Raw genomic sequence first — 26,564 nt, 5'->3', positions numbered from 1 at the left:
CCGTCAATGAGGAAGGGCGGCAGCCGGCTACCAGATGCTGACCCGCTCTTCTAACGGCATCCACATGCCGTCGCCTTCCTTGACGTCGAACGCTTCGTGGAACGGGTCGAGGTTTTTAGCAATGGCGTTGGTGCGGAACTCATTGGGGGAGTGCGGGTCCGTGGCAAGCCGGCGGATGGCTTCCTCGGTCCGGATGACCTGGCGCCAGCCGGCCGCCCATGAAGCGAAGAACCTCTGCTGGCCGGTCAGCCCGTCCAGGACGTCCGGTTCCTTGCCCTGGAGACTGATGAGGTAGGCCTTGTAGGCGATGGTGAGGCCGCCGAGGTCACCAATGTTTTCCCCGAGCGTAAGTTTGCCGTTGACGTGATGGCCGGGCGCCGCGTAGGGGGACAGGGCATCGAACTGGGCAACCAGCCGGGCAGTCAGTTTCTCGAACGCCGCCCGGTCCTGCTCTGTCCACCAGTTGCGCAAGGCCCCGTCGCCGTCGAACTGGGAACCCTGATCGTCAAAGCCATGGCCGATCTCGTGCCCGATGACGGCTCCGATTCCGCCGTAATTGACGGCGTCGTCGGCGTCGGCGGTGAAGAATGGCGGCTGCAGGATGGCGGCCGGGAAGACGATCTCGTTAAGCATCGGGTGGTAGTAGGCGTTGACGGTCTGCGGCGTCATGAGCCACTTGTTCCGGTCCACCGGCTTGCCTACCTCGTCGAGGTGGCGGTCGACGTCGGCATTGTGGGCCCGCTCGACGTTCCCCAGCAGGTCGCCGGGATCGATGTCCACATCGGAATAGTCGATCCATTCGTCCGGGAAGCCAATCTTGGGGCGGAAGGCATCCAGTTTTCGCAGCGCCTCGGCTTTGGTTGCGTCGCCCATCCACGTCAGTCCGGTAATGCTCTCGCGGTAGGCCTCAATGAGGTTGTCCACCAGAGTTTGCATGCGGGCCTTGTGTGTTTCCGGGAAATGCCGTGCCACGTAGATTTGTCCCACGGCCTCACCGAGGGCGGCCTCCACGACGCCGACCCCGCGCTTCCAGCGGTCCTTGTTCCGGGGCGTGCCGCTCAGTGTGGTGCCGTAAAAGGCGAAGTTCTGTTGCACGAATGCCGCCGAAAGATAGGGTGCGGCAGAGCCGATGACCCGCATGGCGAACCACTCCTGCCAAGCCTGAAGGGGCTCGGACTGCAGCAGCGACGCTGCGCCGGAGAAGAAATCGGGAGTGCTGACCACGAGTTCCTGCCGCTTGTCCGGGCCGACGCCGGCGGCGCTGAACCAGGAATCCAGGGGCGGGAAGAGGCCGGCGGCGGCCTCGGCCGTCAGGAGGTTGTAGGTCTTTTGCGGATCGCGAAGCGTCACGTTATCCCAGTGATGTGAAGCCAGCTGCGTTTCCAGCGCGACGATGCGGGCAGCGGCGTCCTCCGGATCCGGGTGGTCGGCGAGCTTGAACATTGCCGCGATGTGCGCCCGGTAGGCAGAAACAACCTCGGCAAACTTCGCTTCCCGGTAATACGATTCGTCGGGCAGGCCCAGTCCGCCCTGCCCGATGTAGAGCAGCACCCGGTCGGGATTCCCGGCGTCGGGGGCGGGATAGAGGTGGAACAGCCCGGAAACGTCCGAACGGAACAGCCTGCCTGCCAGCGAGATGAGTTCACCAATATCGTTCGTTGCGAAGACATCGGCCAGTCGCTGGCTGATGGGAGCTATTCCCTTGGCTTCGATAGTGGCCTCATCCATGAAGCTGTTGTAGAGATCTCCGATTTTGCGCTCAATGCCGGTGGCTTCAGCCGCTTTAGCTGCAGCGTCAAGGATGATTTGCTTCACCGCCAGCTCGGCACCATCACGAAGTGCGGTAAAAGTGCCTTCCAGCGGGCGGTCATCCGGGATGTCAGTGCCTCTCAGCCAGGTCCCGTTTACATGCTGGTAGAGGTCGTCCTGGGGTCTGACGCCATAGTCGATGTTGGCGAGGTCGATTCCCGAAATGGGCACTGAAGCTCCTTGGAGGGACGGGCTGCGGCCGGATCCGGGCCGTGCAGCGTCTGAAGGGTGGACGTTGCGGTGAACCTGCCCCTTCATCTTACGCACGCATGCTACTCTCGAAATGTGCGCGCAGACCTGCTCCTTCTTAGCTGCCGCGGCGAGGCCTCAGAAGCTATCTAGCTCAGGCCCACCCTCGCTGCGGAGTTTGTGTTGCCCGGCCACCCTTTCAAAGTTGAACCAGAGAAAAGGCCACCCATAACCATGCGAAACGCACAAAAGCCCTCAGGAATGCCTGCCCACCGGTACCAGCCGTTCCAGGACCAGATCACTGTCGAACTGCCTGACCGCACCTGGCCGGACAAGCTCATCACCAAAGCCCCGCGCTGGTGCGCGGTGGATCTGCGCGACGGCAACCAGGCACTGATCGATCCCATGAGCCCGGCCCGCAAAATGAAAATGTTCGATTTGCTGGTGCGCATGGGCTACAAGGAGATTGAGGTCGGGTTCCCGTCCGCGTCCCAGACCGACTTCGACTTTGTCCGGCAGCTGATCGAGGGCAACCACATCCCCGACGACGTCACCATCCAGGTGCTGACGCAGGCCCGGGAGCATCTCATCGAGCGGACGTACGAGTCCCTGGTGGGTGCCAAGCAAGCCATCGTCCACCTCTACAACTCCACCTCGGTGCTGCAGCGCCGCGTGGTCTTCAACCAGGACGAGGACGGCATCCTCGACATCGCGCTGCAGGGCGCGCGCCTGTGCAAGAAGTATGAAGAGACACTGGTGGACACCCATATCACCTACGAGTACTCGCCGGAGTCCTTCACGGGCACCGAACTGGACTATGCGGTCAGGGTCTGCAATGCAGTAGCGGATGTCTTCGAAGCGTCTGCTGACCGGCAGGTCATCATCAACCTTCCCGCCACAGTGGAAATGGCCACGCCCAACGTCTACGCGGATTCCATCGAGTGGATGAGCCGCCACCTACACCCCCGGGAGGGCATCATCCTCTCGCTGCACCCGCACAACGACCGTGGAACCGGCGTGGCGGCAGCCGAACTTGGCTACCTGGCCGGCGCGGACCGCATCGAGGGCTGCCTGTTCGGCAACGGCGAACGCACCGGCAACGTCGACCTGGTTACCCTGGGCCTGAACATGTTCGTCCAGGGCATTGACCCCATGATTGATTTCTCCGACATCGATGACATCCGCCGAACGGTGGAATACTGCAACCAGCTGCCAGTCCCGGAACGTGCTCCTTATGGCGGGGACCTGGTGTTCACCGCCTTCTCCGGTTCGCACCAGGATGCCATCAAAAAGGGGTTTGAGGCGCTGGAGAAGGAGGCGGCGGCAGCAGGAAAGGACGTCGCCGACTTCACTTGGGCCGTACCGTACCTCCCCGTTGACCCCAAGGACCTGGGCCGGAGCTACGAGGCCGTGATCCGGGTGAATTCGCAGTCCGGCAAGGGCGGGGTGGCGTACCTGCTCAAAAACGAGCACAGCCTGGACCTGCCCCGCCGCGCGCAGATCGAGTTCTCCGGTGTGATCCAGAAGCGTACGGATACCGTTGGCGGCGAGGTCAGCGGTGCACAGCTGTGGCAGCACTTCCAGGATGAGTACCTGCCGTCCAGCGACCCGGATACCCAGTGGGGACGCTACTCGCTGGGAGCCATCAGCACCGAAACGGATGAGGACGGCGGCCTGACCCTGAGCACCAACCTGGGCGTGGATGGCGCGCAGGTCCGGCGCACCGGAAAGGGAACCGGCCCCATCGCCGCACTGCTGGACATCCTCGGCCAGGACGGCGTGGACGTCAGAGTCCTCGATTACAGCGAGCACGCACTGTCCGAAGGCGGCAACGCGTTGGCTGCGGCCTACGTTGAATGTGCCGTGGGGGAACGGGTTCTTTGGGGTGTGGGCATCGATGCCAACACCACCACGGCTTCGCTGAAGGCAGTAATCTCGGCAGTCAACCGCGCCGTCCGTGACGCCCAGTCCGGTTAGCCCCTGACATCTGCGGAAGTCGGGAACAGAAGACCGAATACAGCCGCAAGCATCAGCGTGCCGTCGGAGCCATCCGGCGGCACGCTGCCGTCGGGGCGGGCTTTGGTCCCTGAGAGTGGGAAGATTAAGCGTGGCCCAACAATCCTTCGCTTCCCGCGCCTACCGTGACGACGGCGTGGTGCTGCGTACCCATAAGCTGGGCGAAGCTGACCGGATCATTACACTGCTCACCAAGCACCACGGCCAGGTCCGGGCGGTAGCCAAAGGCGTGCGACGGACCAGCAGCCGGTTCGGCGCCCGGCTGGAACCGTTCATGGTGGTGGACCTCCAACTGGTTTCCGGCCGTTCCCTGGATATAGTGACGCAGGCCGAGGCAAAGGGCGCCTACGGCGGGCCCATCGCGGCCGATTACAGCCGGTACACAGTGGCCGCGGCCATGACGGAAACCGCGGAGAAACTGACAGACGTTGATGGTGAGGCCGGGACCGCGCAGTACAACCTGCTGGTGGGCGCATTGGCGACTTTGAGCCGCGGGGAACATACCCCCGGGCTGATTCTTGATTCCTACCTCCTCCGCGCTTTGGCGACCGGCGGCTGGGCACCCAGCTTCACCGACTGTGCACGGTGCGGGCTGCCCGGCCCGCACACCGCCTTTGCCGCGCCGCTGGGAGGAATGGTCTGCCACGACTGCCGCCCCCCGGGATCGCCCTCGCCGGCTCCGGAAACGGTCCGCCTGCTCGGTGCCCTGCTGACGGGGGACTGGGCGACGGCCGATTCTTCCGAGGCAATCAACCGAAGGGAATCGGCAGGTATTGTGGCCGCGTACCTGCAGTGGCACCTGGAACGGGTGCTCAAATCCCTCAAACATGTGGAGCGTAACTGAAAGTGGCGTTAGGAAAGAATAAAAACGTACGACGCCGGGACACGCCAGTGGTGGCTCCGTATCCGCATCCTTCCGGTACCGTCGCACCGGCCATCCCCGCAGAGTTCATTCCCCGGCACGTGGCCATCGTGATGGATGGCAACGGGCGTTGGGCGAACCAGCGCGGCCTGCCCCGCGTGGAAGGCCACAAGGCGGGGGAGCCGGCGCTGCTGGACGTCGTTGCCGGTGCTATTGAGCTCGGCATTGAGTACGTGACGGTCTACGCCTTTTCCACCGAAAACTGGCGCCGTTCCCCCGAAGAGGTCCGCTTCCTGATGGGATTTAACAAGGACGTGTTACGACGCCAGCGGAACCAGTTGGACGAATGGGGTGTCCGGGTCAGGTGGTCCGGACGCCGCCCCAAGCTTTGGGGATCCGTCATCAGGGAGCTTGAGGAAGCCGAGGAATACACGGCGGGCAACAGCACCTGCACGTTAACCATGTGTGTTAACTACGGCGGCCGGGCCGAAATAACCGATGCCGTAGCCGCCATCGCCGGAGAGGTGGCCGCGGGCCGGTTGAAGCCCGGGGCCATCAGCGAGCGCACCATCCAGAAGTACCTGGATGAGCCGGACCTGCCTGATGTTGACCTTTTCCTGCGGAGCAGCGGCGAGCAGCGCCTTTCAAACTTCATGCTGTGGCAGTCGGCCTATGCCGAGTTTGTCTTCATGGACGTTCTCTGGCCTGATGTTGACCGCCGGACACTTTGGGACGCCGTCGAGATTTACGCCCAGCGCGACCGCCGTTACGGCGGGGCGGTGGATGCTGCCGCACCAGGGGTGGAATAGGCACTGGGCCTAGTACGCCCGCAACCACCGGGCAACACGGTCGAAAGCATCAGCCCGCACTGCGGGTGCGGACAGGAAGACGTCGTGCAGGGCGCCTTCCACCCGTTCCAGGGTCACGGAGTCGCCCAGGTTTGCTGCCCGTAGGGCAATGGCATGGACATCCAGCACTGCATCGGTACGCAGCATCTGCTCGCTCCATACCATCCCGTTCCGGCTTGCCGCGGACAGGAGTACCAGCACAGGGACCGGAAGCCGCAGTCCGCGTGCCACCTGGGACTGCCCTGCGAGAACGGCCTTAAGCCAGGCCGCGCGGACCGGGAAAGCCTGCGGCGGCCGGTACCGCCGGTCCAGGGTCCACTCACCATCCGCATCTGAGCTGATGCTGCGCCAATAGAACTGGCGTTCCGGGAGCCGCAGCACGGCATCCGGGCGGAACCTGGCCATCGGGCCCACCATGGTGTTTACCACCCGACGTGTCCACGGTCCGCGGTGCATTTCCAGCCACGGGCTGTTCAGGACCAGCCGGTTCACCCGTCCCGGATTGCGTTGGACCCAAAGAACGGCTACCAGCCCGCCCAGCGAATGACCCATCAACGTCACGTCTGCTCCGGGTGCACCGCCAGTGACGATCTCCAATGCGGCGTCGATCTCGGCGTCGTAATCCCTCAGGTCTGCAACGAATCCCGGAGGAACGCCGTCCTGGAGGCTGCGCCCATGGTTGTGCATGTCGAGGGCATAGAAGTCCCGGCCGGACTCAGCCCAGAAGCCGGCCATGTCTGTATTGAAGAAGTAGTCGCTCCAGCCATGGAGGAAAAGCACTGCTTGACGGCCTGAGCTCCCCGCGGTTCCGGCACTACCGCCGGAAGGACTTGTTGCGGGGGTTTCCGGCACGTAACGGATCAGGGTTGCTGTCCTGGTGACGCCGTCCGGACCGGTAGCACTGAGAGGGCGTGCTTCAAAACCGGTACCGAGGATGTCCTCTGTCCACTCCATGGCACCAGCCTAGCCATTTGGTTTGTGACCCCAGAGGCGGAAAACTTGAGCCATGCGCATTTATCCCACCTTCTTCCGGCTTGCCTTCTCCTGGATGGACGCCGAACGTGCCCACAAAATCGGGTTCCGTGGCATCCGGCTCGCCCACGCCAGCGGCGTGGGCAGAATCCTGGAAAAGTTCGCGGCGCCGGATCCGTCGTTGCAGACGACGGCATTCGGGCTGACCTTCCCGTCCCCTTTCGGCCTCGCTGCCGGCTTTGACAAGGAAGGCCACGGCATTGAGGCCCTGACAAAGCTTGGTTTCGGCCATGTGGAGGTTGGAACCATTACCGGCCTGGCACAGCCGGGCAACCCACAGCCACGACTGTTCCGCCTGATCGAAGACCGGGCCGTGATCAACAGGATGGGCTTCAATAATGACGGCGCCACCGCTGTGGAGCCCCGGTTGAAGGCCGCCAGGGCAGCCCTGCAGCGCAGCCACCCTGGCGCCCGCCCGATCATCGGCGTCAACATCGGCAAGAGCAAAGTGGTGGAACTCGATGACGCCGTGTCCGACTACCTGCTGAGTGCGCGGAGCCTTGCCCCCGCGGCGGACTACCTGGTGGTGAATGTGAGCTCGCCGAATACTCCCGGACTCCGCCTGCTGCAGGACGTGCAGTCCCTTCGGCCGTTGCTGGAAGCTGTGGGCCGCGAAGCGGATGCGTCTGCCGGACGCCACGTGCCGCTGCTGGTCAAAATTGCGCCTGACCTCAGTGATGAAGACATCGACGACGTCGCGAACCTCGCGCTGGACCTGGGCCTTGACGGCATCATCGCCACCAACACCACCATCAGCCGCGAAGGCCTGCTGGCCGCTCCGGAAAAGGTCGCGGCCTGCGGTGCAGGCGGCTTGTCCGGTGCTCCGGTGAAACAGCGCTCCTTGGCCGTGCTTCGTCGCTTGAAGTCGATCGTGGGGGACAAACTGGTTCTGATCGCCGTAGGCGGCGTGGAAACTGCCGACGACGTACTGGAACGGTTGGACGCCGGCGCCACCCTGGTTCAGGGCTACACGGCCTTCCTGTATGAGGGACCATTCTGGGCCGCCAGGATTAACCGCGAGCTGGCCCGGAAGAGGAAGTCCGCCAGATGATCCGCTGGAACTAAAGCGAAACCCCCGGCTGCCTTAGGGCGACCGGGGGTTTCGTGTACAGCAGGAAAAATCAGGAAGGGTACTGGCCCCGGGAGACCAGGGGCTTGGGCAGCCGCAGCTTGCGGAACTGCAGGGACCGCATGGCGCCGTACCAGACAGTGCCGCGCTCCACATCGCCGAACTTGGCGGTCAGCCGTTTGCGCAACTGGCGCGAAATAATGAAGACATCCACGAATACCGCCAGGAACATCACCCAAAACCCGCCCAGCACATAAATCATCTGTTCGCTGGTTGAAGGCACGAGCAGGGAAATGATCACGAAGACCAGTGCGCCGAACATCAGGAATTCGCCAAGGCTGAACCGGGCGTCCACGTAGTCGCGGGCGTAACGCTTCTGCGGTCCCTTGTCCCGCAGCGGCAGGAACCTCTCGTCACCGGTATCCAGCGCGCGGCGCATTTTCAGCCGCTGCTCCTGGATGGCAGCCCGTTCAGCAGCTTTGGAGGCCTTCCGGTCCTCCGGCACCAGGGGACGCTTGCGGGCGGCTTCCTGGGTTTTGCGCTTGGGCGTTGGCGCGCCTTTGCCCAGCTGGGTCTCGGCCGCCGTCATTGCCTCAGCCTGCTGGTCTATGATTTCCTGCGCCGTCGGCGCTTCCTTTTTACGTCCAAACACCAGTACAGAATACCCTGCGGTCAGGGCCTTTCCTTGTTCGCTTGCCTGTATGGTTTTGGCCATGACTTCACCAGTAGCGGATACCCCGCGCACTCCTGGGCTGCCTCTCCGGCCCGTCGACCTGCAAGAACTGCGCGACACCGTCGGTACAGCTTTTCCCACCACTGTCGAACGGCTGAAAGAGCTCGTGGCCATCCCGGGAATCGCGTGGCCAAGCTTTGACCCGGCGCAACTTGACCGCAGCGCCGAGGCGGTAGCGGAACTCGTCAGGGCGGCTGGCCTGGAGGAGGTCCGTATTCTTCGGAGCCCCAAAGAAAACGGCACCCCCGGCGGACCTGCAGTGGTGGCCCGGCGCGAGGCTGCGCCGGGAAAGCCCACCATCCTCCTTTACGCCCACCACGACGTCCAGCCGCCCGGCGATCCGGCGTTGTGGGAATCAGAGCCCTTTACCGCCGTCGAACGCGATGGCCGCCTCTACGGGCGCGGTGCGGCTGATGACAAAGCCGGAATCATGGCCCACCTTGGCGCCTACACGGCCGTCACCGAAGTGCTCGGCGAGAATTTCGGTGTGGGCGTCACCTTCTTCTTCGAGGGGGAGGAAGAAGCGGGTTCGCCCACCTTCCGGCCTTTCCTGGAAGCACACCGCGACCTGTTGCAGGCCGATGTCATTGTTGTCGCCGACTCCAGCAACTGGCAGGTCGGCGTGCCGGCGCTGACCACCAGCCTGCGCGGCCTGGTGGACGGAACGATTGAAGTCAGGGTCCTTGAGCATGCTGTCCACTCAGGGATGTTCGGCGGGCCGGTACTGGATGCACCCATCTGCCTGGCCCGTCTCATTGCAACCTTCCATGACGCCCGCGGCGAGGTTGCCATCCCCGGCCTGGTGAGCCGGGATGAAGCCATGGTGGACATGACGGAAGGGGACTTCCGCAGGGACGCCTCCGTCCTGGACGGCGTCCGGCTTGCCGGCACCGGCAGCATCGCCTCCCGGCTTTGGACCAAGCCCGCGCTGTCCATTATCGGAATCGATGCCCCCGCCGTGGATGTTGCGTCCAATACGCTCATTCCCACCGCCAGGTCCAAGTTCAGCCTGCGGCTCGCGCCAGGCCAGAATCCGGAAGCGGCAATGGAGGCCGTGAGGCAGCACGTGATGGACAACGCACCTTTCGGTGCCAGCGTCGTCTTCACTCCCGGTGAAACCGGTGAACCGTTCAGCACCGACACGGGATCTTCCGCGGCCGGGGCCGCCATGTGGGCCTTGGGCGAGGCCTGGGGAGTGCCGGCCGTGGAGACCGGAATTGGTGGTTCCATTCCCTTCATCGCGGACCTCCTGCAGGTGTACCCGCAGGCCCAGATCCTGGTGACGGGCGTCGAGGATCCGGATTCGAGGGCGCACAGCGCCAACGAGTCCCTGCACCTGGAGGATTTCCGGAAGGCCATCGTGGCAGAAGCGTTCATGCTGGCCAAGCTGAACGAGTCCGGCCTTAACTGAACCGGGAACAAGCAACGAGCCGTATCAGTTACGTCTGGAGTTAGAGCAATACCTCTGACCGACGTAGCATAGAGCTATAGCCCATACCGTATCCGCAGGGTCAGGCACCGCATTGGCGGCGCCGCCGGGACCATCCTAAGAAGGTAGGCCAATGAGCACCACCACCAACGAGAACAGCACCGCTACCACCGAGGTCAGTGGCGAGCTGCCCACGCATGAGGTCGCTCTGACCGACATTGCCGCCGGAAAGGTCCGCAGCCTGCTTGAGCAGGAGGGGCGCACAGACCTTCGTCTCCGTGTGGCAGTCCAGCCGGGCGGCTGCTCGGGCCTCATCTACCAGCTGTACTTTGATGAGCGGATCCTCGACGGCGACGCCGTCCGCGACTACGACGGCGTCGAAGTTGTGGTTGACAAGATGAGTGTGCCGTACCTTAGCGGCGCCAGCATCGATTTCGAAGACACCATCTCAAAGCAGGGCTTTACCATCGACAACCCCAATGCGGGCGGCTCCTGCGCCTGCGGCGATTCGTTCCACTAACGCGGACGCTTCGCCCGGTGCCGGCATGTGGGCGAAATGCCCGGGGGAGTTGTAAGCTCTACACCGAGTAGTAAAACTTTTTAGTGTGTCCCGGGAGCCATCGGCCGACGGGTGACAGCAACAAGTAGGAAGGGCCGTCTGTGAGTTCGCAGAACCGAACCGGCAGCCGACGCAAAACGATCACTACGATCACTGGACTGGCAATGGCCGGCGCGTTGGTTTTGACTGGATGTTCGCCAGAGGTAGAGAAGGGGTGGCTGCCTACCGAACGGGGCACCACCAGCAACACTGACCGGATCATGGACCTCTGGGTCAACTCATGGATCGCAGCCCTGGCAGTTGGCATCATCACCTGGGGCCTGATGGTCTGGTGCATAGTTGCCTACCGGCGGCGCAAGGGAACTGTCGGGTTCCCCAAGCAGATCAGCTACAACCTGCCGATCGAAGTTTTTTACATCGTGATCCCCATTTTCATGGTGCTGGTCTTCTTCTACTTCACAGACCGTGACCAGCAAGCGATCGATGACCGCTCCCAGCCTGCGGAGGTCGTCGTCGACGTCCGCGGCAAGCAATGGGCATGGGACTTCAATTACAAGTCCGGCGACGTTATCTCCGAAGATGTCTACGAGTCAGGTGTCCAGGCACACCTGACCGGTGACGTCATCGACAAGGAAGAGCTGCCTACCCTCTACCTGCCGGTCAACCGGTCCGTAGAGCTGGAGCTCAACGCCCGGGACGTCATCCACTCCTTCTGGGTCCCTGCCTTCCTCCAGAAGCGCGACATGATTCCCGGCAAGACCAACTATCTCCGGTTCACTCCCACAGCTGAGGGAACCTTTGACGGTAAATGCGCAGAACTTTGCGGCGAATACCACTCCGAAATGCTGTTCCGCGTGAAGGTTGTCTCTGAGGCAGAATTTGATGCCCACATCGAGGAACTTCGCGAGGCAGGCAACACCGGAGCCCTCGGCGCGGAGTACGACCGCAACCCGAACCAGATCGAAACGGAGTAAGGGCAGCGACGTGGCAACTTACACAGCATCCCCGGGTGTCCTTGAGACTCCCGTAGTACCAAAATCCAAGGGGCGCGTTGTCGTCAACTGGATTACCTCCACAGACCACAAGACCATCGGGTACATGTACCTGATCGCGTCCTTTGTGTTCTTCTGCTTCGGCGGCGTCATGGCCCTGCTGATCCGCGCCGAGCTCTTCGAGCCCGGCATGCAGATCCTGCAGACCAAGGAACAGTACAACCAGCTCTTCACCATGCATGGCACCATCATGCTGCTGATGTTCGCTACGCCGCTGTTCGCTGGCTTCGCCAACGTCATCATGCCGCTGCAGATCGGCGCCCCGGACGTCGCTTTCCCTCGCCTGAATGCACTGGCTTTCTGGTTCTTCCTCTTTGGTTCAACCATCGCGGTCTCCGGCTTCATCACCCCGCAGGGTGCCGCCTCGTTCGGCTGGTTCGCCTATGCGCCGTTGTCCAACACCACGTTCAGCCCGGGCGTGGGCGGTGACCTCTGGGTCTTCGGCCTGGCACTGTCCGGCTTCGGAACCATCCTTGGTGCGGTCAACTTCATTACCACCATCATCTGCATGCGTGCCCCGGGCATGACCATGTGGCGGATGCCGATCTTCACCTGGAACACGCTGGTCACCGCCATCCTGGTCCTGATGGCTTTCCCGCCGCTGGCTGCTGCACTCTTCGCCCTTGGCGCTGACCGCCGCTTTGGTGCCCACATCTTCGATCCCGAGAATGGTGGGGCCATCCTATGGCAGCACCTGTTCTGGTTCTTCGGCCACCCTGAGGTCTACATCATCGCCCTGCCGTTCTTCGGCATCGTGTCGGAGATCTTCCCCGTTTTCAGCCGCAAGCCGATCTTCGGCTACAAGGGCCTCGTCTACGCGACCATCGCCATTGCCGCGCTTTCCGTCACCGTTTGGGCACACCACATGTACGTGACGGGATCGGTACTGCTTCCGTTCTTCGCGTTTATGACAATGCTGATCGCCGTTCCCACGGGTCTGAAGTTCTTCAACTGGATCGGCACCATGTGGCGGGGCTCCCTGACGTTCGAAACACCCATGCTGTGGAGCATCGGCTTCCTGGTGACGTTCCTCTTCGGCGGCCTGACCGGCATCATTTTGGCCTCCCCGCCGCTGGACTTCCACGTCTCGGACTCCTACTTCGTGGTGGCTCACTTCCACTACGTGGTGTTTGGCACGGTTGTCTTCGCCATGTTCGCCGGCTTTTACTTCTGGTGGCCGAAATGGACTGGCAAGATGCTCAACGAACGCCTGGGCAAGATCCACTTCTGGATGCTCTTCCTCGGATTCCATGGAACGTTCCTCATCCAGCACTGGCTGGGTGTCGAGGGTATGCCGCGCCGTTATGCCGACTATCTTGTGGAGGACAACTTCACCTGGATGAACCAGTTCTCTACGGTGTCATCCTTTGTCCTGGGTGCCTCGTTGATCCCGTTCTTCTGGAACGTCTTCGTCACCGCACGGTCGGCACAAAAGGTCGAGGTTGATGATCCCTGGGGCTTCGGTGCTTCTCTCGAATGGGCTACCTCCTGCCCGCCGCCGCGGCACAACTTCAAGTCGCTGCCCCGTATCCGGTCGGAACGTCCTGCGCTGGACCTGCACCACCCGGAACTTTCCCAACGGCAAACTGCCGAATCGCCCGAGCCTGTTGCCAATGTGCTGGGTAACGCGGACCAGAAGGACGAAAAGTGAAAATTGAGACTTGGCTCTTTGGCACCGGGGTTTTCTTCTTCTTTCCCGTTGCGGCAATCTACGGCTTTCTGACCCACTGGAACGAATGGGTTGGCTTCCTTGGAATCATGCTTGTGGGCGGTCTTGCAGGAATGATCGGCGCCTATCTCGGCTTCACAGGGAAGCGGATCGGGCTGCGTCCCGAAGACCGTAACGACGCCGAGATCCATGAAGGTTCCGGCGAGCAGGGCCACTTCAGCCCCTGGAGCTGGTGGCCGCTGGTTCTGGGCCTGGCCTGTGCAGGCGGGTTCCTGGGCATGGCTGCGGGCTTCTGGATCACGTTTATCAGTGCCGGCCTTGCAGTTATTGCCCTTGTTGGCTGGGTTTACGAATACAGCCGCGGAGATCACGCGCACTAGGTTCGCCACATCAAGAACAAAGCGGGCCCCACCAATTGGTGGGGCCCGCTTTCTCGTGAAGGCCCGGGCTTCCCGGCCGCATAGACGCTACGTAAGGCCGCTAGCTGCCGGTGTGGGACTCCAGAAGTTCAACGAGCCCCTCCAGTGCCGCTAGGGCCTGTTGGGCCGCCAGCTCGTCGGCCAGGGCTGTATCGTCTACCGCCAGCTCCACCCTGCAGCCATAACCGAAATCCGCTGTCATTACCTCGAGAAGAGAGCGGGCGTTGACATCCTCGGTAGACCCCAACTTCCGGATCACGACAGGCAGGCCTGTCTCGATGACGGCACGGACGAACAGGGCAGCCAGACGGGCGTGCAGCCCAATATGGGCGGCCACGGTGCCACTGCGGACTGGCAAGGGAAGCATCCTCCTGGATTGATGAAGCGGACTGAAAAAACCCTGTCCAGAATACCGGCCAGCGGGCGGGGCTTTTTAGCGGGAGCGGGAGCGGACCGCGGCTGTCCGGTTGGTCTAGACCAAACCCAATAAGATTGAACTGTGGAATCTACAGCAGAAGTTCGCCACCGTGCCCACTGACGCCTACAAGGTGGCCGGTGCGATTGACCGGGACAGCGGCGTGGCCATTTATGTCCAGCTGCGTGAAATTCTCCGTGCGTACATCGTCGCCGCGTGCCCTCCCGGGGCGGCGTTGCCTTCGGAACGCGACCTCGCGGAGCGTTTTGGCCTGGCGCGGATGACAGTGCGTCAAGCTATCGACGCACTGGTGGGTGAAGAAGTTGTAGAGCGTGTGGTGGGCCTGGGTACGTTCGTCCGCAAACCCAAGCTCGACCTTCAGGTGAAGCTCACTTCCTATAGTGAGGAGATGCAACGCCGGGGGATGGTGCCGGCTGCCAGGGTCCTGAGCTTTGAGCAGACCGCCGCCAGTGCCTTTTTGGCGCGCGAACTGCAGCTCGAGGAGGGGACGCCGCTGGTCCGGTTCAGGCGCTTGCTTCTGGCTGACGGGGAGCCCATGAGTGTGGATGAGAACTTTATTCCGGCGCACCGTGTCCCTGGATTGCTGGACGGCGAGCCGCCTACATCGCTGTACAACGTGCTGAGTGAGCAATACGGGCTGGTGATGGAGTGGGGCGAGGACATGATTGAGGCAACGGCAGCTTCTCCGTCCACAGCCCGTCTCCTCAACGTTGACGTGGGCGCACCGCTGCTCAAGATCCAACGCCACGCCTTCGTTGCCAGGGCTATGGTGGACTACTCGGTGTCCTACTACCGGGCTGACCGTTACAAACTGTGGGTCCCGCTGCAGCGGCCCGGCGCGCGTACGGCCCGGAATTACGGCGGTAACCGCGAGCGTTGAGAACGGGGATGCAAAAGGCGGGTGCCGGTCCTGAAGGACCGGCACCCACCCTTGTGTTTTCTGTTGTTTAGTGACTAAGGCTCTTGGCTTGCTTGGCGGAATCCCCCTCATGGTGGCCGTGGCTGTGGGTGGCCGCCAGTTCAGCGGGGGTCACGGGTGCAACCCGATCCTCGAAGAACCACCTGGACAGGAGGGCGCGGCGCTTTTCCTTTTTGGTAACAATGCCGTGGTCGTTAGGTACGGCCGGCAAGGGTGCGGGGGACTCGAAGCCCACCAGCTTGTACAGCTTGTAGTCATCAAGCGGAGCGTGAATTTCTTCAAACTCACCGTGCGGCAGGCGCACAATGCGTCCGGTTTCCCGGCCATGCAAGGCGATTTCGCGGTCCTTGAGTTGCAGCGCCAGGGCTACGCGCTTAGCGACGATGAAGCCGATAACCGGGCCAATGAAGAAGAGCACCCGGAGCCAGTACGTGACATCGTTCAGTGACACCGAGAAGTGCGTGGCAATGAGGTCAGAACCTGCCGCTGCCCACATAACGCAGTACCAGATGAAGCCGGCAACACCGATGGCAGTACGCGTTGGTACGTTGCGGGGACGATCAAGTACGTGGTGTTCGCGGTCATCCTTGGTCACCCAGCGTTCAATCCACGGATACATGAACATCACAGTGAACAGAATACCTGCGGGTACCAGTGCCGGAAGCAGAACGTTAAGCGTGAGCGTGTAGCCAAAGATGACGTATTCGAAGTGGAAGTCACCGATAACGCCCGGCATCAGGCGCAGGGCGCCGTCAACGAAGCCGATGTACCAGTCAGGCTGCGTACCCGCAGATACCGGGGAAGGATCGTACGGGCCGTAGTTCCAGATCGGGTTGATCGTGAAGAAGGCTGCCATCAGGGCAATAACGCCGAAGACGATGAAGAAGAATCCACCCGCCTTGGCTGCATAAACGGGACCAAGGGGGTAGCCGACGACGTTGCCGTCATTACGTCCGGGGCCGGGGTACTGGGTGTGCTTGTGTACAACCACCATGAAGAGGTGCAGAACGATCATCAGCAGAATCAGCGCAGGTACCAGGAGGATGTGCAGTACGTACAGACGGCCGATGACGGCTGTGCCCGGGAACTCACCGCCAAAGAGGAAGAACGAGATCCAGGTTCCGACTACCGGAATGGACTTGATGACGCCGTCGATGATGCGCAGGCCGTTGCCGGAGAGCAGGTCATCCGGGAGCGAGTATCCCGTAAAGCCGGCTGCCATGGCGAGGATCAGCAGTACGCCGCCCACCACCCAGTTCATCTCACGGGGCTTGCGGAAGGCGCCCGTGAAGAACACCCGCAACATGTGCACGGCAATGGAGGCCACGAACAGCAGCGCCGCCCAGTGGTGTACCTGCCGCATGAACAGGCCGCCGCGGACATCGAACGAGATGTTCAGCGAGGAACTGTAGGCTACCGACATTTCGACGTTGCGCAGTTCCATGTAGGAACCCGTGTAGTGCGTTTCCGCCATGGACGGATCGAAGAAGAACGTCAGGAAGGTGCCGGACAGCAGGAGGATGACGAATGAGTAGAGTGCTACTTCACCGAACATAAAGGACCAGTGGTCAGGGAATACCTTACGGCCAAACTCCCGCAGGATGCCTGATCCGCCGACGCGTTCGTCAACGAAGTTGGTGACGCGCCCGGCTTTAGTCGTGGCGACGAATGCCGGTTCAGCTGTTGATTGCGCGCTCATGCTCATCACGCTCCCAGTAACTTGGTCCTACGGGTTCTTTGAAGTCGCTCGTGGCAACCAGGTAACCTTCGTCGTCAACTGCGATGGGCAGCTGGGGGAGAGGGCGGCTGGCGGGCCCGAAGATGACCTTGCATTCCTGCGTGAGGTCGAAGGTGGACTGATGGCACGGGCACAGCAGGTGGTGCGTCTGCTGTTCGTAGAGTGCCACCGGGCAACCAACATGGGTGCAAATTTTGGAGTAGGCAACAATGCCGTTGTAACCCCAGTCTTCACGGCCGGCGGAGGGGTTAAGCGAAGCGGGATCAAGGCGCATGAGCAACACTACTGCCTTGGCTTTCTCGTTCAGCTTGCCCTCATGGAGGTCGTTGAGGCCTTCCGGAATCACGTGGAAGGCAGAGCCAATGGTGACGTCCGAGGCCTTGATGGGGGTGCCATCAGGGTCGCGGGCAAGGCGCTTGAGGTTGCCGCCTTCCGGCGCCCACATGGTATGTGCCAGCTTGTTGTCGGGCCGGGGGCCGAGATCCCCGAAAATAGCCAGGGCAGGCAGCGGGGCCAGGGCAACAGCACCTAAAAGGGTGTTGCGGATGAGGGGGCGTCGCTTGATGCCGGTTTCCTCGGCGATGTCGTCGACGATCCGGACTGCGGCCTGGCGGTCATCCTCAGTGCGGATGGCGTGGCGCTCTTCCGATACTTCGTGGTCCGGCATCAGGGCCTTGGCCCAGTGGACAATACCGGTTCCGATGCCAAGCATCGCAAATGCAGTACCCAGACCCAGCAGCATGTTCTGGAGGCGGAGGGCTTCGAGGTTCGACTCTTCGCCTGCCCCGAGATCAATGGCGAAGTACGCCACCAGGAACACCAGGGTGCCAAGAACAGAGGCACCGAAAAGGAGGGCCACCTGCCGTTCCGCCCGCTTTGCCGCTTTCGGGTCCGTGTCGGCCAGGCGCAGACGATGCGGAGGAAGCCCAGGATCCTGGATCTTCGCCACCTCATCCTGACCAGCCGTAGCTACGGTGCCCGAGTGGATCGGACTGCCGTCACTATGGTTGCCCATAATTCGCCTCATCCTTCTCTCGTCCCGGCTTGTGCCGGGTTAGTTTCTAATTCCAATACTGCTGGCATGCAGCAGAAGTTCTTGTTGGTAACGCGCACTAGGAGGTGCGGGACGTCAGCCAGATGGTAAAGCCAATGATGACGCCGAGGGCGGCAGTCCAGACGAACAGACCTTCAGCAACCGGACCCAGCGATCCGAGGGCCAGGCCGCCCGGAGTGGGGTTGGTTTCGATGTTCTTAAGGAACGTGATGATGTCCCGCTTGCCCTCAGGGCTGATATTCGAGTCGCTGAAGACGGGCATGTTCTGGGGGCCGGTAACCATGGCCTCGTAGATGTGCTTTTCGGAAACCCCTGCAAGGGGCGGGGCGTACTTGCCGCGGGTCAGCGCTCCGCCGGCAGCGGCAGCGTTGTGGCACATGGCGCAGTTGACGCGGAACAGCTCGCCGCCGGCGGCCGCATCACCTTCGCCATCGAGAAGAGCTTCTTCGGGGACGGCCGGGCCGGCACCCAGCGAAGCCACATAGGCGGCAAGCTGCCGGGTCTGTTCGTCATTGAACTGCACCGGCTTCTGCTGTGCCTGTGGACCGTTCATCTGCATGGGCATACGTCCGGTGCCAACCTGGAAGTCGACCGAGGCCGCGCCGACACCAACCAGGGACGGGCCGTCCTGTGTGCCGCTGGCGCCCATACCGTGGCAGGTAGCGCAATTGGCTTCGAAAAGCTTTCCGCCTTCTTCGGTATCGCTGGCGCTGTAGGTGGTGGTTTCCGCCTTGGCCTCGTTAGCTGTGGTGGCTGCAGCATAAAGCCCACCCGTGACGAGGAGTCCCAATAAGAGCAACGCGATCGCTGCCAGAGGGTGACGTCGCTTCTGCGAAAGTGCCTTCACGTGGTGGTTCCTTTTTTCGATCCTGCGTCGGCCTGTGAAGCCGCTTCTTGAAATTCTACCTCTTGTAGAAAACGAATCATAGCCTGTCTACTTCAGTACGTAGATGACCAGGAAGAGGCCAATCCACACTACGTCCACGAAGTGCCAGTAGTACGACGTGACGATTGCCGAGGTGGCCTCGAAGTGCCCGAACTTCTTTGCTGCGAACGAGCGTCCGATGATGAACAGGAACGCGATGAGGCCGCCAATGACGTGCAGGCCGTGGAAGCCGGTGGTCATGTAGAAGGCCGAGCCGTAGGCGTTGGAAGACAGCGACACGTGCTCCGAGACGAGCATGGCGTATTCCATTGTCTGGCCCGCCACGAAGAAGGCGCCCATGAGGAACGTCAGGGTGAACCACTCGTTCATGCCCCACCGGGCGAGCTGGAAGACTCCGCCCGTTTTGCGCGGCTGCAGGCGTTCGGCGGCGAAGACACCCATCTGGCAGGTGAAGGAGCTCGCCACGAGGACGATGGTGTTCACCAAGGCAAAGGGGAAGTTGAGCTTCGCTGTCTCATCAGCCCACATCTCGCCCGAAGTGGAGCGGAGGGTGAAATACATGGCAAAGAGGCCGGCGAAGAACATCAACTCGCTGGACAGCCACACTACGGTTCCAACAGAAACCATATTGGGGCGGTTCAGCGTGGGGTGCGCCGGGGTACTGGGGGCATGGGTCGCAGATGTCACATAGACATTATGTCTATAAAAGTCCGTCCTGCCCAATGCGAACCGCCTTTTCGGGGGACTTTTTCTACAAAGACGCGAAATCGCGCGGAAAAGAGCCGAAGGGGGTGTGCATTGGTCAGGCATGCCTGACCGTAGATAGCATCAGACTGTGATCTCACAGGCATCTGCATCTATGACGGACAACACATGGCCGCGCCTTATTTCGGCGCTGATCGGTGGAAGCGACCTCACGTCGGATAACACTGCCTGGGCCATGGACAAGATCATGTCCGGCGAGGCCAGCCCGGCGCAGATTGCCGGTTTCCTGGTGGCATTGAGCGCCAAGGGCGAGACAGTCAACGAGATTTCAGGGCTGGCGGAGGCCATGCTGCTGCATGCCAACAAGCTGGAGATCGCAGGCGAGAAGCTGGACATCGTTGGTACCGGCGGCGACCAGCAGAACACCGTCAATATTTCGACCATGGCCGCACTTGTCGCGGCCGGCGCCGGCGCCCGGGTGGTCAAGCACGGAAACCGTGCGGCATCCTCGTCGTCAGGGTCCGCCGACGTGCTGGAGGCGTTGGGCGTCAGGCTGGACCTGCCAATTGACCGAGTTGCCCGGAATGCGGAGGAAGCGGGTATCACCTTCTGCTTCGCGCAGGTATTCCATCCCTCCTTCCGGCACACCGCAGTGCCACGCAAGGAACTTGCCATTCCCACCGCTTTCAACTTCCTTGGGCCACTGACCAACCCGGCGCGGGTGCAGGCCTCGGCTGTCGGCGTCGCGAATTCCAGGATGGCCCCGCTGGTAGCCGGCGTCCTGGCCCAGCGCGGCAGCAGGGGACTTGTGTTCCGGGGTGACGACGGCCTGGACGAGCTCACCACCACCGGTCCGTCCACCGTGTGGGAGATTCGCGGCGGCCAGGTGACTGAATTGGCTTTCTCACCTGCCGACGTCGGAATTCCGCTGGTGCGCCTGGCAGACCTTCGAGGGGGGGACGCCGCGGCGAACGCCGCCGTGGTCCGGGACGTCCTGGCCGGAAAGCCGGGCGCAGCCAGGGACGCGGTGATCCTGAATGCGGCGGCAGGTTTGATTGCCTATGATCTTGACGCCGGAGGGTCCTTCATTGACCGCATGAGGAACGCCCTCGCCCGGGCAGCGGAATCCATTGATTCCGGTGCCGCGGAGGGTGTCCTCCAACAGTGGGTTGAGCTCAGCAGGGGCTAGTGCGGGAAGCTCACTGTGGCTCGAACCGTCCTACTGTTCTAAGCCCAGTGCGAAGGCGGCATCCAGATCGTGCTGTGAATATGCCCGGAACGCAATGTGCGTACTGGTGTGCACCACTGCCTCAACTTTCGACAACCTGTCCGCGATGACATCCGCGAGGTCCTCGTGCCGGGCCACCCGCGCTACCGCAATCAGGTCCCACTCCCCGGTGACGGAGTACACCTCGCTGATCCCCTGAAGGGCGGAGATCTCCTCTGCCGTCTCCGGAATGCGCGAGGCGTCAGTCTTGATCAGGACAAAGGCGGTGATCACAAATAATCCCTTCGGATCAGTTTGCCGGCGGCTGCCGGTGGGGGTGCTTCCTGCAGCCAGCCTATTACATCAGGCCCTCACACGGCGGTTGGCAAATCGGGCCAGCCCGGCCAGCAATAAGCGGTAGCCGACAAGCAGGAGTCCGAGGGAAACCAAAGCAACGATGACGAATGCCGGAACGACGCTCTGGCCCGTCACGACGCGCAGCACCATGCCGATGATGACGCTGCCCAGCCAGACCGGAATGCCCGCAGCCACCACGCCGAAAGGGCGGTGCCACAGCCGCAAGGCCAACCAGCCGGCCGCCGCACCAGCCAGGAACGGCCAGGCTGTGAGGAACACACCGGTCACCACTTCACCGCGTTCATGCGCGTCACGTCCGATCGCTGCGAACACCAGGATCAGGACAAAATCCACGACGGCGGCAATTGCAACGGGAGCGCGGCCGGTGGTTTTGGTGGCGGCTGGTGTTGGCGTGGTCATGGCCTTGAGTTTAATGCCCGTCGTCCGAGCCGCAGTTACCGTTGTGTGGTCCGTCACTGCGGGATAGTCTCAAGCCGGGAGGAGCCGACCATGGAAAAGATCACCACATGTCTCTGGTTTCAGCATGAGGCAGAGGAAGCAGCCACTTTTTATACATCGATCTTCGACGACTCGGAGGTCCGCCATGTGGCGCGCCAGCCGGACGGCGGGGTCCTGACTGTAGATTTCGAGCTTGCCGGCCGGAGTATCCTGGCGCTGAACGGGTCACGCGGGGCGGACTTCACCGAAGCGTTCTCCCTGGTGGTCCACTGCGAATCCCAGGAGGAACTGGACCACTACTGGGCCTCGTTGCTGGCGGACGGGGGTCAGGAGAGCATGTGCGGCTGGCTCAAGGACAGGTTCGGCTTATCATGGCAGATTGTTCCTGCCGCCCTGGGGTCGCTGATCGGTGGGCCTGATCCTGAAGGCGCGCAGCGAGCGGTGCAGGCAATGCTCGGGATGCGGAAGCTGGACATCGCAGCCCTCCAGAAGGCGTACGACGGCAGTCGGGATTGACGCCCCACGTGGACGAGGGGGAGAGCATGACCCGGATCGGGATAGTGGCCGAGGGCGGCGGAGAGGCCAGGGTTGCGGCCACCCCCGCCACCGTCAGGCAGCTGGCCAAACTTGGTTACGACGTGGTGGTTGAGGAGGGTGCCGGTGCTCGGGCGTCTTTTCCGGACAACGCCTACGCGGAGGCAGGGGCGCTGATAGTCGGTGGTGCAGAGGCATGGGCGAGCGGAATAGTACTCAAGATCAACCCGCCCACCACGGCAGAAATCGACCGGCTCGCGGCGGGGGCAACCCTTATCGGGCTGCTGAGTCCGTCGCTTCGCCCTGATCTTGTGGATGAACTGGCGGCGCGCCCCATCACTGCACTGGCGCTGGATGCCGTACCGCGCATTTCCCGGGCCCAGTCGATGGATGTCCTGAGCTCCATGGCGAATATCGCCGGTTACCGGGCGGTTATTGAAGCTGCCCATGAATTCGGCCGGTTCTTCACGGGCCAGGTCACCGCGGCAGGCAAAGTGCCACCGGCGAAAGTCCTGGTTGCCGGGGCCGGAGTCGCAGGCCTCGCAGCTATCGGCGCCGCAAGCAGCCTCGGTGCGATCGTGCGGGCAACTGATCCCCGGCCGGAGGTTGCGGACCAGGTGAAGTCCATTGGCGGCGTCTATCTCAAGGTTGAGGTGGATGAGGTGATGACGTCCTCGGATGGCTACGCCAGGGCCACCAGCGGCGATTATGACCGGCGCGCTGCTGAGATTTACTCGGAGCAGGCCCTCGATGTGGACATCATTATTACCACCGCGCTGATTCCAGGTCGTCCGGCTCCTAAGCTGCTGACCGCTGCAGACGTGGCAAGAATGAAGCCGGGCAGTGTCATCGTGGATATGGCCGCGGGTCAGGGCGGAAACGTGGAAGGTTCAGTGGCCGGTGAGCGCGTGGTTACCGCGAACGGCGTCGTTATTCTCGGTTATACCGATCTTCCTGGCCGGTTGCCGGCCCAGGCCTCGCAGTTGTACGGCACCAACTTACTGAACTTGCTGAAACTCCTGACCAAAAACAAGGACGGGAAGCTGGCCATTGACTTCGACGACGTTGTCCAGCGTTCGGTCACCGTTGTCCGGAACGGGGAAAAGACCTGGCCGCCCCCGCCGGTCCAGGTTTCCGCCGCGCCTGCGCAGGCATCACGGCCGGTCAAATCCGGAACGGCGGCTGTGAAAAAACACAGCCTTGGGCCTGTGGGAAAGGGCGTCCTTGTGGCCGCAGGGGCAGCCGGGCTTTTCGGAGTCAACGTTGTGGCGCCGCCGCCGCTGCCGCAGCATTTCACGGTCCTCGTACTGTCCGTTGTTGTCGGTTTCTACGTCATTGGCAAGGTCCACCATGCCCTGCACACGCCGCTGATGTCCGTCACCAACGCCATTTCAGGAATTATCGTGGTCGGAGCATTGCTGCAAGTGACATCCGGCACCCCTGCTGTCCAGGTCCTGGCCGCCGTGGCAGTCCTCCTGGCCAGCATCAACATCTTCGGCGGCTTCGCCGTTACCAGGCGCATGCTCGCCATGTTCTCCAAGGCTGAGAAATGATCAACGCCGGCTCCATTGCAGGTGCCTCCTATATTGTGGCCGCCGTCCTTTTCATTTTCAGCCTTGCCGGCCTGAGCAGGCATGAGACCGCCCGCGGGGGAGTCACCTACGGCATCTCAGGCATGGCAATCGCGCTGGCCGCCACCATTTGGCTGGCTCTCGAAGGTGCCTGGGGCTCAGAAGGCGGGCGGACCGGGGTAGGTCTACTTGCCGGCGCCGTGCTGGTAGGCGCTGCCATCGGGTTGTGGCGGGCCCGAAAGGTTGAGATGACCGGCATGCCGGAGCTGATTGCGCTCCTTCACAGCTTTGTAGGCCTTGCAGCCGTCATCGTGGGCTGGAACGGCCACCTTGAGGCCCCGAAGCTGTCTGCGGAACTGGCCGCCGTCCACCATGCCGAGGTGTTTATCGGTGTTTTCATCGGTGCTGTGACTTTTACGGGCTCGATTGTGGCGTTCTTAAAGCTGTCCGCGCGGATGAAGTCAGCGCCTTTGATGCTGCCGGGGAAGAACGCCATCAACCTCGGCGTGCTCGTGGCGTTCGTGGTGCTTACCGTCTGGTACGTCAATGACTCGCAGCTGTGGCTCCTAATACTTGTCACACTTCTGGCGCTGGGTCTGGGTTGGCATCTGGTTGCTTCCATCGGCGGTGGTGACATGCCCGTTGTCGTCTCCATGCTCAACAGTTACTCGGGCTGGGCCGCAGCTGCTGCCGGCTTCCTGCTCAACAACGACCTGCTGATAGTTACCGGAGCCCTTGTTGGTTCCTCCGGCGCCTATCTTTCCTACATCATGTGCAGGGCAATGAACCGCTCCTTCCTGTCGGTCATTGCCGGCGGCTTTGGGATTGCGGCTCCGAAGAGCGGCGAATCCGATTTTGGAGAGTACCGTGAGATCTCGGTGCAGGACGCGGCCGATATGCTCTCCGGTGCGTCCAGCGTGGTAATCACCCCTGGTTATGGCATGGCTGTAGCGCAGGCGCAGTACCCGGTGGCGGAATTGACCCAGAAGCTCCGTGAGCGCGGCATCGACGTTCGCTTTGGTATCCACCCGGTGGCCGGACGCCTGCCCGGACATATGAACGTGCTCCTGGCCGAGGCCAAGGTTCCCTACGACATCGTTCTGGAGATGGACGAAATCAATGATGACCTCAAGGGGACTTCGGTGGTGCTGGTCATCGGAGCCAACGACACCGTGAACCCTGCTGCGGCCGAGGACCCGGGCAGTCCCATTGCCGGCATGCCGGTGTTGCACGTGTGGGAGGCAGAGAACGTCATCGTGTTCAAGCGCTCGATGGCTGCCGGATACGCCGGCGTACAGAACCCGCTGTTCTTCCGCGAAAATTCGCACATGCTCTTCGGCGATGCCAAGCAGCGGGTCGAGGACATCCTGCGGGAGCTCTGAGCTATCCGGCAGGCGGGCGGGCAAACGAAACGGCGGGCCGCCGGCACAGTGGCCGGCAGTCCGCCGTCGTTAGTCCTCCCTGGTAGGCGATCCTTCGCCCTCTTGGTTATGCCTTAGTACTGGTTCTGCCTGTCTCAAGGTCTTCAAGCGAAGTGCCTTTGGTGTCTGAAGACAGGAAGGTGGCAAGCGCCGCGACAAGGCAGATTCCGAAGGTGATCGACCCGATGACGAACGGAACGTTTGAAGTCCCGGGAGGAGCCACCAGCGTAAAGATGCTCGGGAAGAACGAGGCGATCATGAGTCCGATGTTCTGGGACACCGCAAACCCCGTGACGCGGATCCGGGTGGGGAACTGTTCCTGGAAGAACGTGGCGAACGTGGCGTTCCACATCTGGAAGAAGATGCCCTGGACGATGACGACGCAGACGAAAACAAGAACAAGGCTTCTCTGGTCGATGGCCCAGAGATAACCGCACGTCAACAGCCCGCCGCCGAGCCCGCCGGCCACCATGAGGGTCCGTCGGCCGATCTTGTCAGACAGGGCTCCAAACATGGGGATCGTTGCAACTGCAGCCAGGTTTGCCACGAGCGTCACCCATAGGAAGTCGCTGCTGGTGAAACCGATGCCATAGCCCTCCTGTGTGGCGTAGGAAACGCCGAAGATGAGGGTTGCCATGCCGATGACGTTGGTGAAGGTCATCGTGACGCAGCGGACCAGGACCCAGGGGTGGGAGCGCAGGAGTTCAACGAGAGGGAAGCGGCGCTTGGGGGCGTCTGCTCCGGACTGCGCCAGGTACGCCGGGGGTTCCTGGACGCGACGACGGATGATGTAGCCGGCCAGGATGACGAAGGCGCTGAGCAGGAACGGGATGCGCCAGCCCCAGGACTGGAAATCTTCCTCGGGAAGGAGTGCCGCCAGCGGCAGCAGAACGGCGGTGGCCAGAATCGAGCCAACCTGTGTGCCTTGCAGGCTGAAGCTGGCAAAAAAGCCGCGCCGGGCATCGGGGGAGTGCTCAACAATCATCGCGCTGGCGCCGCCGAGCTCGCCGGCAACGGCAAAGCCCTGGATCAGGCGGAGGATCACCAGCAGGATGGGCGCCAGGATTCCGACCTGTCCATAAGTAGGCAGGAGCCCCACAGCGAAGGTTGCGAAACCCATGAGCAGCATGGCGGCGACGAGGACCTGCTTGCGGCCGTGCTTGTCACCGTATGCGCCCAGGACAACGGCACCAAGCGGGCGTGACACATACCCGACGGCATAGGTGGCCAGCGAGGCGATGATCGCGACGGTGGTGTTCTGGCTGGGAAAGAAAATGGCCGGAAAAACGAGGGTTGCGGCGAGTCCGTACAAAGCGAAGTCGTAGTACTCGAGGGCTCCTCCGATCCAGCCGCTCATGGCGGCCTTCTTCGGGTCCCTGCCTCCTGCACCGGTTTCGAGGTTGGAGAGCTCATGCCCTTGGGTCGTGCTGGTCATTCGCTGATTTCCTTCGTCATCATTGGCAAGGAGCCGGAATCATTTATACCGAACGGTCTTCGTGGTTGTGGCTGGTTGACCCAGCCGACACACGGAGTTTGAATCGATTCACAAGCATAGGGAGTGATGCGGCTTACGTCAAAAGCGCCGGGAAAC

25 protein-coding genes are annotated in these 26,564 nt (G+C 62.1%); 14 read left to right on the top strand and 11 right to left on the bottom strand.

What is annotated here, in order from left to right; genetic code table 11:
* Positions 1-27: 27 nt before the first annotated feature.
* Positions 28-1,980 carry a M13 family metallopeptidase gene (locus AC50X5_RS00235; RefSeq protein ID WP_494974215.1) on the bottom strand — a complete coding sequence of 651 codons (1,953 nt, stop codon included), beginning with the start codon at positions 1,978-1,980 and terminating at the stop codon, positions 28-30.
* Positions 1,981-2,232: 252 nt separating this feature from the next.
* Here AC50X5_RS00235 and leuA point away from each other — a divergent pair, with 252 nt between their 5' ends.
* The 3 genes from leuA to AC50X5_RS00220 all read left to right on the top strand — a co-directional run bounded on the left by leuA (position 2,233) and on the right by AC50X5_RS00220 (position 5,685).
* On the top strand, positions 2,233-3,975 hold the full coding sequence (gene leuA, locus AC50X5_RS00230; protein WP_494974214.1) for a 2-isopropylmalate synthase: 1,743 nt from the start codon (positions 2,233-2,235) through the stop codon (positions 3,973-3,975).
* 130 nt (positions 3,976-4,105) lie between these two features.
* The gene (gene recO / locus AC50X5_RS00225) at positions 4,106-4,858 is read left to right on the top strand and encodes a DNA repair protein RecO (RefSeq protein WP_494974213.1); all 753 of its coding nucleotides are present in this window, start codon (positions 4,106-4,108) and stop codon (positions 4,856-4,858) included.
* A gap of 2 nt (positions 4,859-4,860) precedes the next feature.
* Positions 4,861-5,685, top strand: a complete 825-nt coding sequence (locus AC50X5_RS00220; protein WP_494974212.1) for an isoprenyl transferase — start codon at positions 4,861-4,863, stop codon at positions 5,683-5,685.
* Between the two features lie 9 nt (positions 5,686-5,694).
* Here AC50X5_RS00220 and AC50X5_RS00215 read toward each other — a convergent pair whose 3' ends face one another.
* On the bottom strand, positions 5,695-6,678 hold the full coding sequence (locus AC50X5_RS00215; RefSeq protein WP_494974211.1) for an alpha/beta hydrolase: 984 nt from the start codon (positions 6,676-6,678) through the stop codon (positions 5,695-5,697).
* A 52-nt stretch (positions 6,679-6,730) separates the two neighbouring features.
* Here AC50X5_RS00215 and AC50X5_RS00210 point away from each other — a divergent pair, with 52 nt between their 5' ends.
* Positions 6,731-7,807, top strand: coding sequence for a quinone-dependent dihydroorotate dehydrogenase (locus AC50X5_RS00210; protein WP_494974210.1), 1,077 nt, complete (start codon positions 6,731-6,733; stop codon positions 7,805-7,807).
* Between the two features lie 70 nt (positions 7,808-7,877).
* Here AC50X5_RS00210 and AC50X5_RS00205 read toward each other — a convergent pair whose 3' ends face one another.
* A complete protein-coding gene (locus tag AC50X5_RS00205; protein WP_494975184.1) occupies positions 7,878-8,477 on the bottom strand; it encodes a DUF3043 domain-containing protein in 600 nt (199 codons plus the stop codon).
* Positions 8,478-8,538: 61 nt separating this feature from the next.
* Between AC50X5_RS00205 and AC50X5_RS00200 the strand changes: the two genes are divergently transcribed.
* The 5 genes from AC50X5_RS00200 to AC50X5_RS00180 all read left to right on the top strand — a co-directional run bounded on the left by AC50X5_RS00200 (position 8,539) and on the right by AC50X5_RS00180 (position 13,647).
* On the top strand, positions 8,539-9,969 hold the full coding sequence (locus AC50X5_RS00200; protein WP_494974209.1) for a dipeptidase: 1,431 nt from the start codon (positions 8,539-8,541) through the stop codon (positions 9,967-9,969).
* Between the two features lie 151 nt (positions 9,970-10,120).
* Positions 10,121-10,507: a HesB/IscA family protein gene (locus AC50X5_RS00195; RefSeq protein ID WP_494974208.1), complete on the top strand. Its 387-nt coding sequence runs from the start codon at positions 10,121-10,123 to the stop codon at positions 10,505-10,507.
* A gap of 140 nt (positions 10,508-10,647) precedes the next feature.
* Entirely contained in the window at positions 10,648-11,520 is an 873-nt protein-coding gene (gene ctaC, locus AC50X5_RS00190) for an aa3-type cytochrome oxidase subunit II (protein WP_494974207.1), read from the top strand.
* A gap of 10 nt (positions 11,521-11,530) precedes the next feature.
* Positions 11,531-13,249, top strand: a complete 1,719-nt coding sequence (ctaD, locus tag AC50X5_RS00185; protein WP_494974206.1) for an aa3-type cytochrome oxidase subunit I — start codon at positions 11,531-11,533, stop codon at positions 13,247-13,249.
* Positions 13,246-13,647, top strand: a complete 402-nt coding sequence (locus AC50X5_RS00180; RefSeq protein WP_494974205.1) for a cytochrome c oxidase subunit 4 — start codon at positions 13,246-13,248, stop codon at positions 13,645-13,647. Before ctaD ends, AC50X5_RS00180 begins: the two co-directional genes overlap by 4 nt.
* Positions 13,648-13,747: 100 nt before the next feature.
* Here AC50X5_RS00180 and AC50X5_RS00175 read toward each other — a convergent pair whose 3' ends face one another.
* A complete protein-coding gene (locus tag AC50X5_RS00175; protein ID WP_494974204.1) occupies positions 13,748-14,053 on the bottom strand; it encodes an HPr family phosphocarrier protein in 306 nt (101 codons plus the stop codon).
* A gap of 160 nt (positions 14,054-14,213) precedes the next feature.
* Here AC50X5_RS00175 and AC50X5_RS00170 point away from each other — a divergent pair, with 160 nt between their 5' ends.
* Positions 14,214-15,002, top strand: a complete 789-nt coding sequence (locus AC50X5_RS00170) for a GntR family transcriptional regulator (RefSeq protein ID WP_494974203.1) — start codon at positions 14,214-14,216, stop codon at positions 15,000-15,002.
* A gap of 67 nt (positions 15,003-15,069) precedes the next feature.
* Here AC50X5_RS00170 and qcrB read toward each other — a convergent pair whose 3' ends face one another.
* From qcrB to ctaE, 4 genes are all read right to left on the bottom strand, one after another.
* Positions 15,070-16,740: a cytochrome bc1 complex cytochrome b subunit gene (qcrB, locus tag AC50X5_RS00165; protein WP_494974202.1), complete on the bottom strand. Its 1,671-nt coding sequence runs from the start codon at positions 16,738-16,740 to the stop codon at positions 15,070-15,072.
* On the bottom strand, positions 16,718-17,794 hold the full coding sequence (qcrA, locus tag AC50X5_RS00160; protein ID WP_494974201.1) for a cytochrome bc1 complex Rieske iron-sulfur subunit: 1,077 nt from the start codon (positions 17,792-17,794) through the stop codon (positions 16,718-16,720). The genes qcrB and qcrA overlap by 23 nt, the downstream gene beginning before the upstream one ends.
* Before the next feature lie 97 nt (positions 17,795-17,891).
* Positions 17,892-18,680 (bottom strand): cytochrome bc1 complex diheme cytochrome c subunit, encoded by a 789-nt coding sequence (gene qcrC / locus AC50X5_RS00155; RefSeq protein WP_494974200.1) that lies wholly within the window; start codon positions 18,678-18,680, stop codon positions 17,892-17,894.
* Positions 18,681-18,767: 87 nt separating this feature from the next.
* Positions 18,768-19,406 (bottom strand): aa3-type cytochrome oxidase subunit III, encoded by a 639-nt coding sequence (gene ctaE / locus AC50X5_RS00150; protein WP_463933479.1) that lies wholly within the window; start codon positions 19,404-19,406, stop codon positions 18,768-18,770.
* 148 nt (positions 19,407-19,554) lie between these two features.
* Here ctaE and trpD point away from each other — a divergent pair, with 148 nt between their 5' ends.
* Positions 19,555-20,613: an anthranilate phosphoribosyltransferase gene (gene trpD / locus AC50X5_RS00145; protein ID WP_494974199.1), complete on the top strand. Its 1,059-nt coding sequence runs from the start codon at positions 19,555-19,557 to the stop codon at positions 20,611-20,613.
* Positions 20,614-20,643: 30 nt separating this feature from the next.
* On the opposite strand, the gene AC50X5_RS00140 is transcribed toward trpD, so the two are convergent.
* Together AC50X5_RS00140 and AC50X5_RS00135 are read right to left on the bottom strand one after the other, a co-directional pair.
* Complete coding sequence (locus AC50X5_RS00140; protein ID WP_494974198.1) at positions 20,644-20,925, bottom strand: Lrp/AsnC family transcriptional regulator; 282 nt, start codon at positions 20,923-20,925, stop codon at positions 20,644-20,646.
* A gap of 69 nt (positions 20,926-20,994) precedes the next feature.
* Positions 20,995-21,408: a DUF3054 domain-containing protein gene (locus AC50X5_RS00135; protein WP_494974197.1), complete on the bottom strand. Its 414-nt coding sequence runs from the start codon at positions 21,406-21,408 to the stop codon at positions 20,995-20,997.
* Positions 21,409-21,498: 90 nt separating this feature from the next.
* On the opposite strand from AC50X5_RS00135, the gene AC50X5_RS00130 reads away from it, so the two are divergent.
* From AC50X5_RS00130 to pntB, 3 genes are read left to right on the top strand one after another with little or no spacing between them, the layout of a single operon-like run.
* Positions 21,499-21,963, top strand: coding sequence for a VOC family protein (locus AC50X5_RS00130; protein ID WP_494974196.1), 465 nt, complete (start codon positions 21,499-21,501; stop codon positions 21,961-21,963).
* Between the two features lie 26 nt (positions 21,964-21,989).
* Positions 21,990-23,534: a Re/Si-specific NAD(P)(+) transhydrogenase subunit alpha gene (locus AC50X5_RS00125; RefSeq protein ID WP_494974195.1), complete on the top strand. Its 1,545-nt coding sequence runs from the start codon at positions 21,990-21,992 to the stop codon at positions 23,532-23,534.
* The gene (gene pntB / locus AC50X5_RS00120; protein ID WP_494974194.1) at positions 23,531-24,934 is read left to right on the top strand and encodes a Re/Si-specific NAD(P)(+) transhydrogenase subunit beta; all 1,404 of its coding nucleotides are present in this window, start codon (positions 23,531-23,533) and stop codon (positions 24,932-24,934) included. The genes AC50X5_RS00125 and pntB overlap by 4 nt, the downstream gene beginning before the upstream one ends.
* 106 nt (positions 24,935-25,040) lie before the next feature.
* On the opposite strand, the gene AC50X5_RS00115 is transcribed toward pntB, so the two are convergent.
* On the bottom strand, positions 25,041-26,408 hold the full coding sequence (locus tag AC50X5_RS00115; RefSeq protein WP_494974193.1) for an MFS transporter: 1,368 nt from the start codon (positions 26,406-26,408) through the stop codon (positions 25,041-25,043).
* Positions 26,409-26,564: the final 156 nt, after the last annotated feature.

The organism is Pseudarthrobacter sp. MDT1-40-2, assembly GCF_059383595.1.
This window is presented reverse-complemented; position numbering and strand designations above follow the sequence as displayed.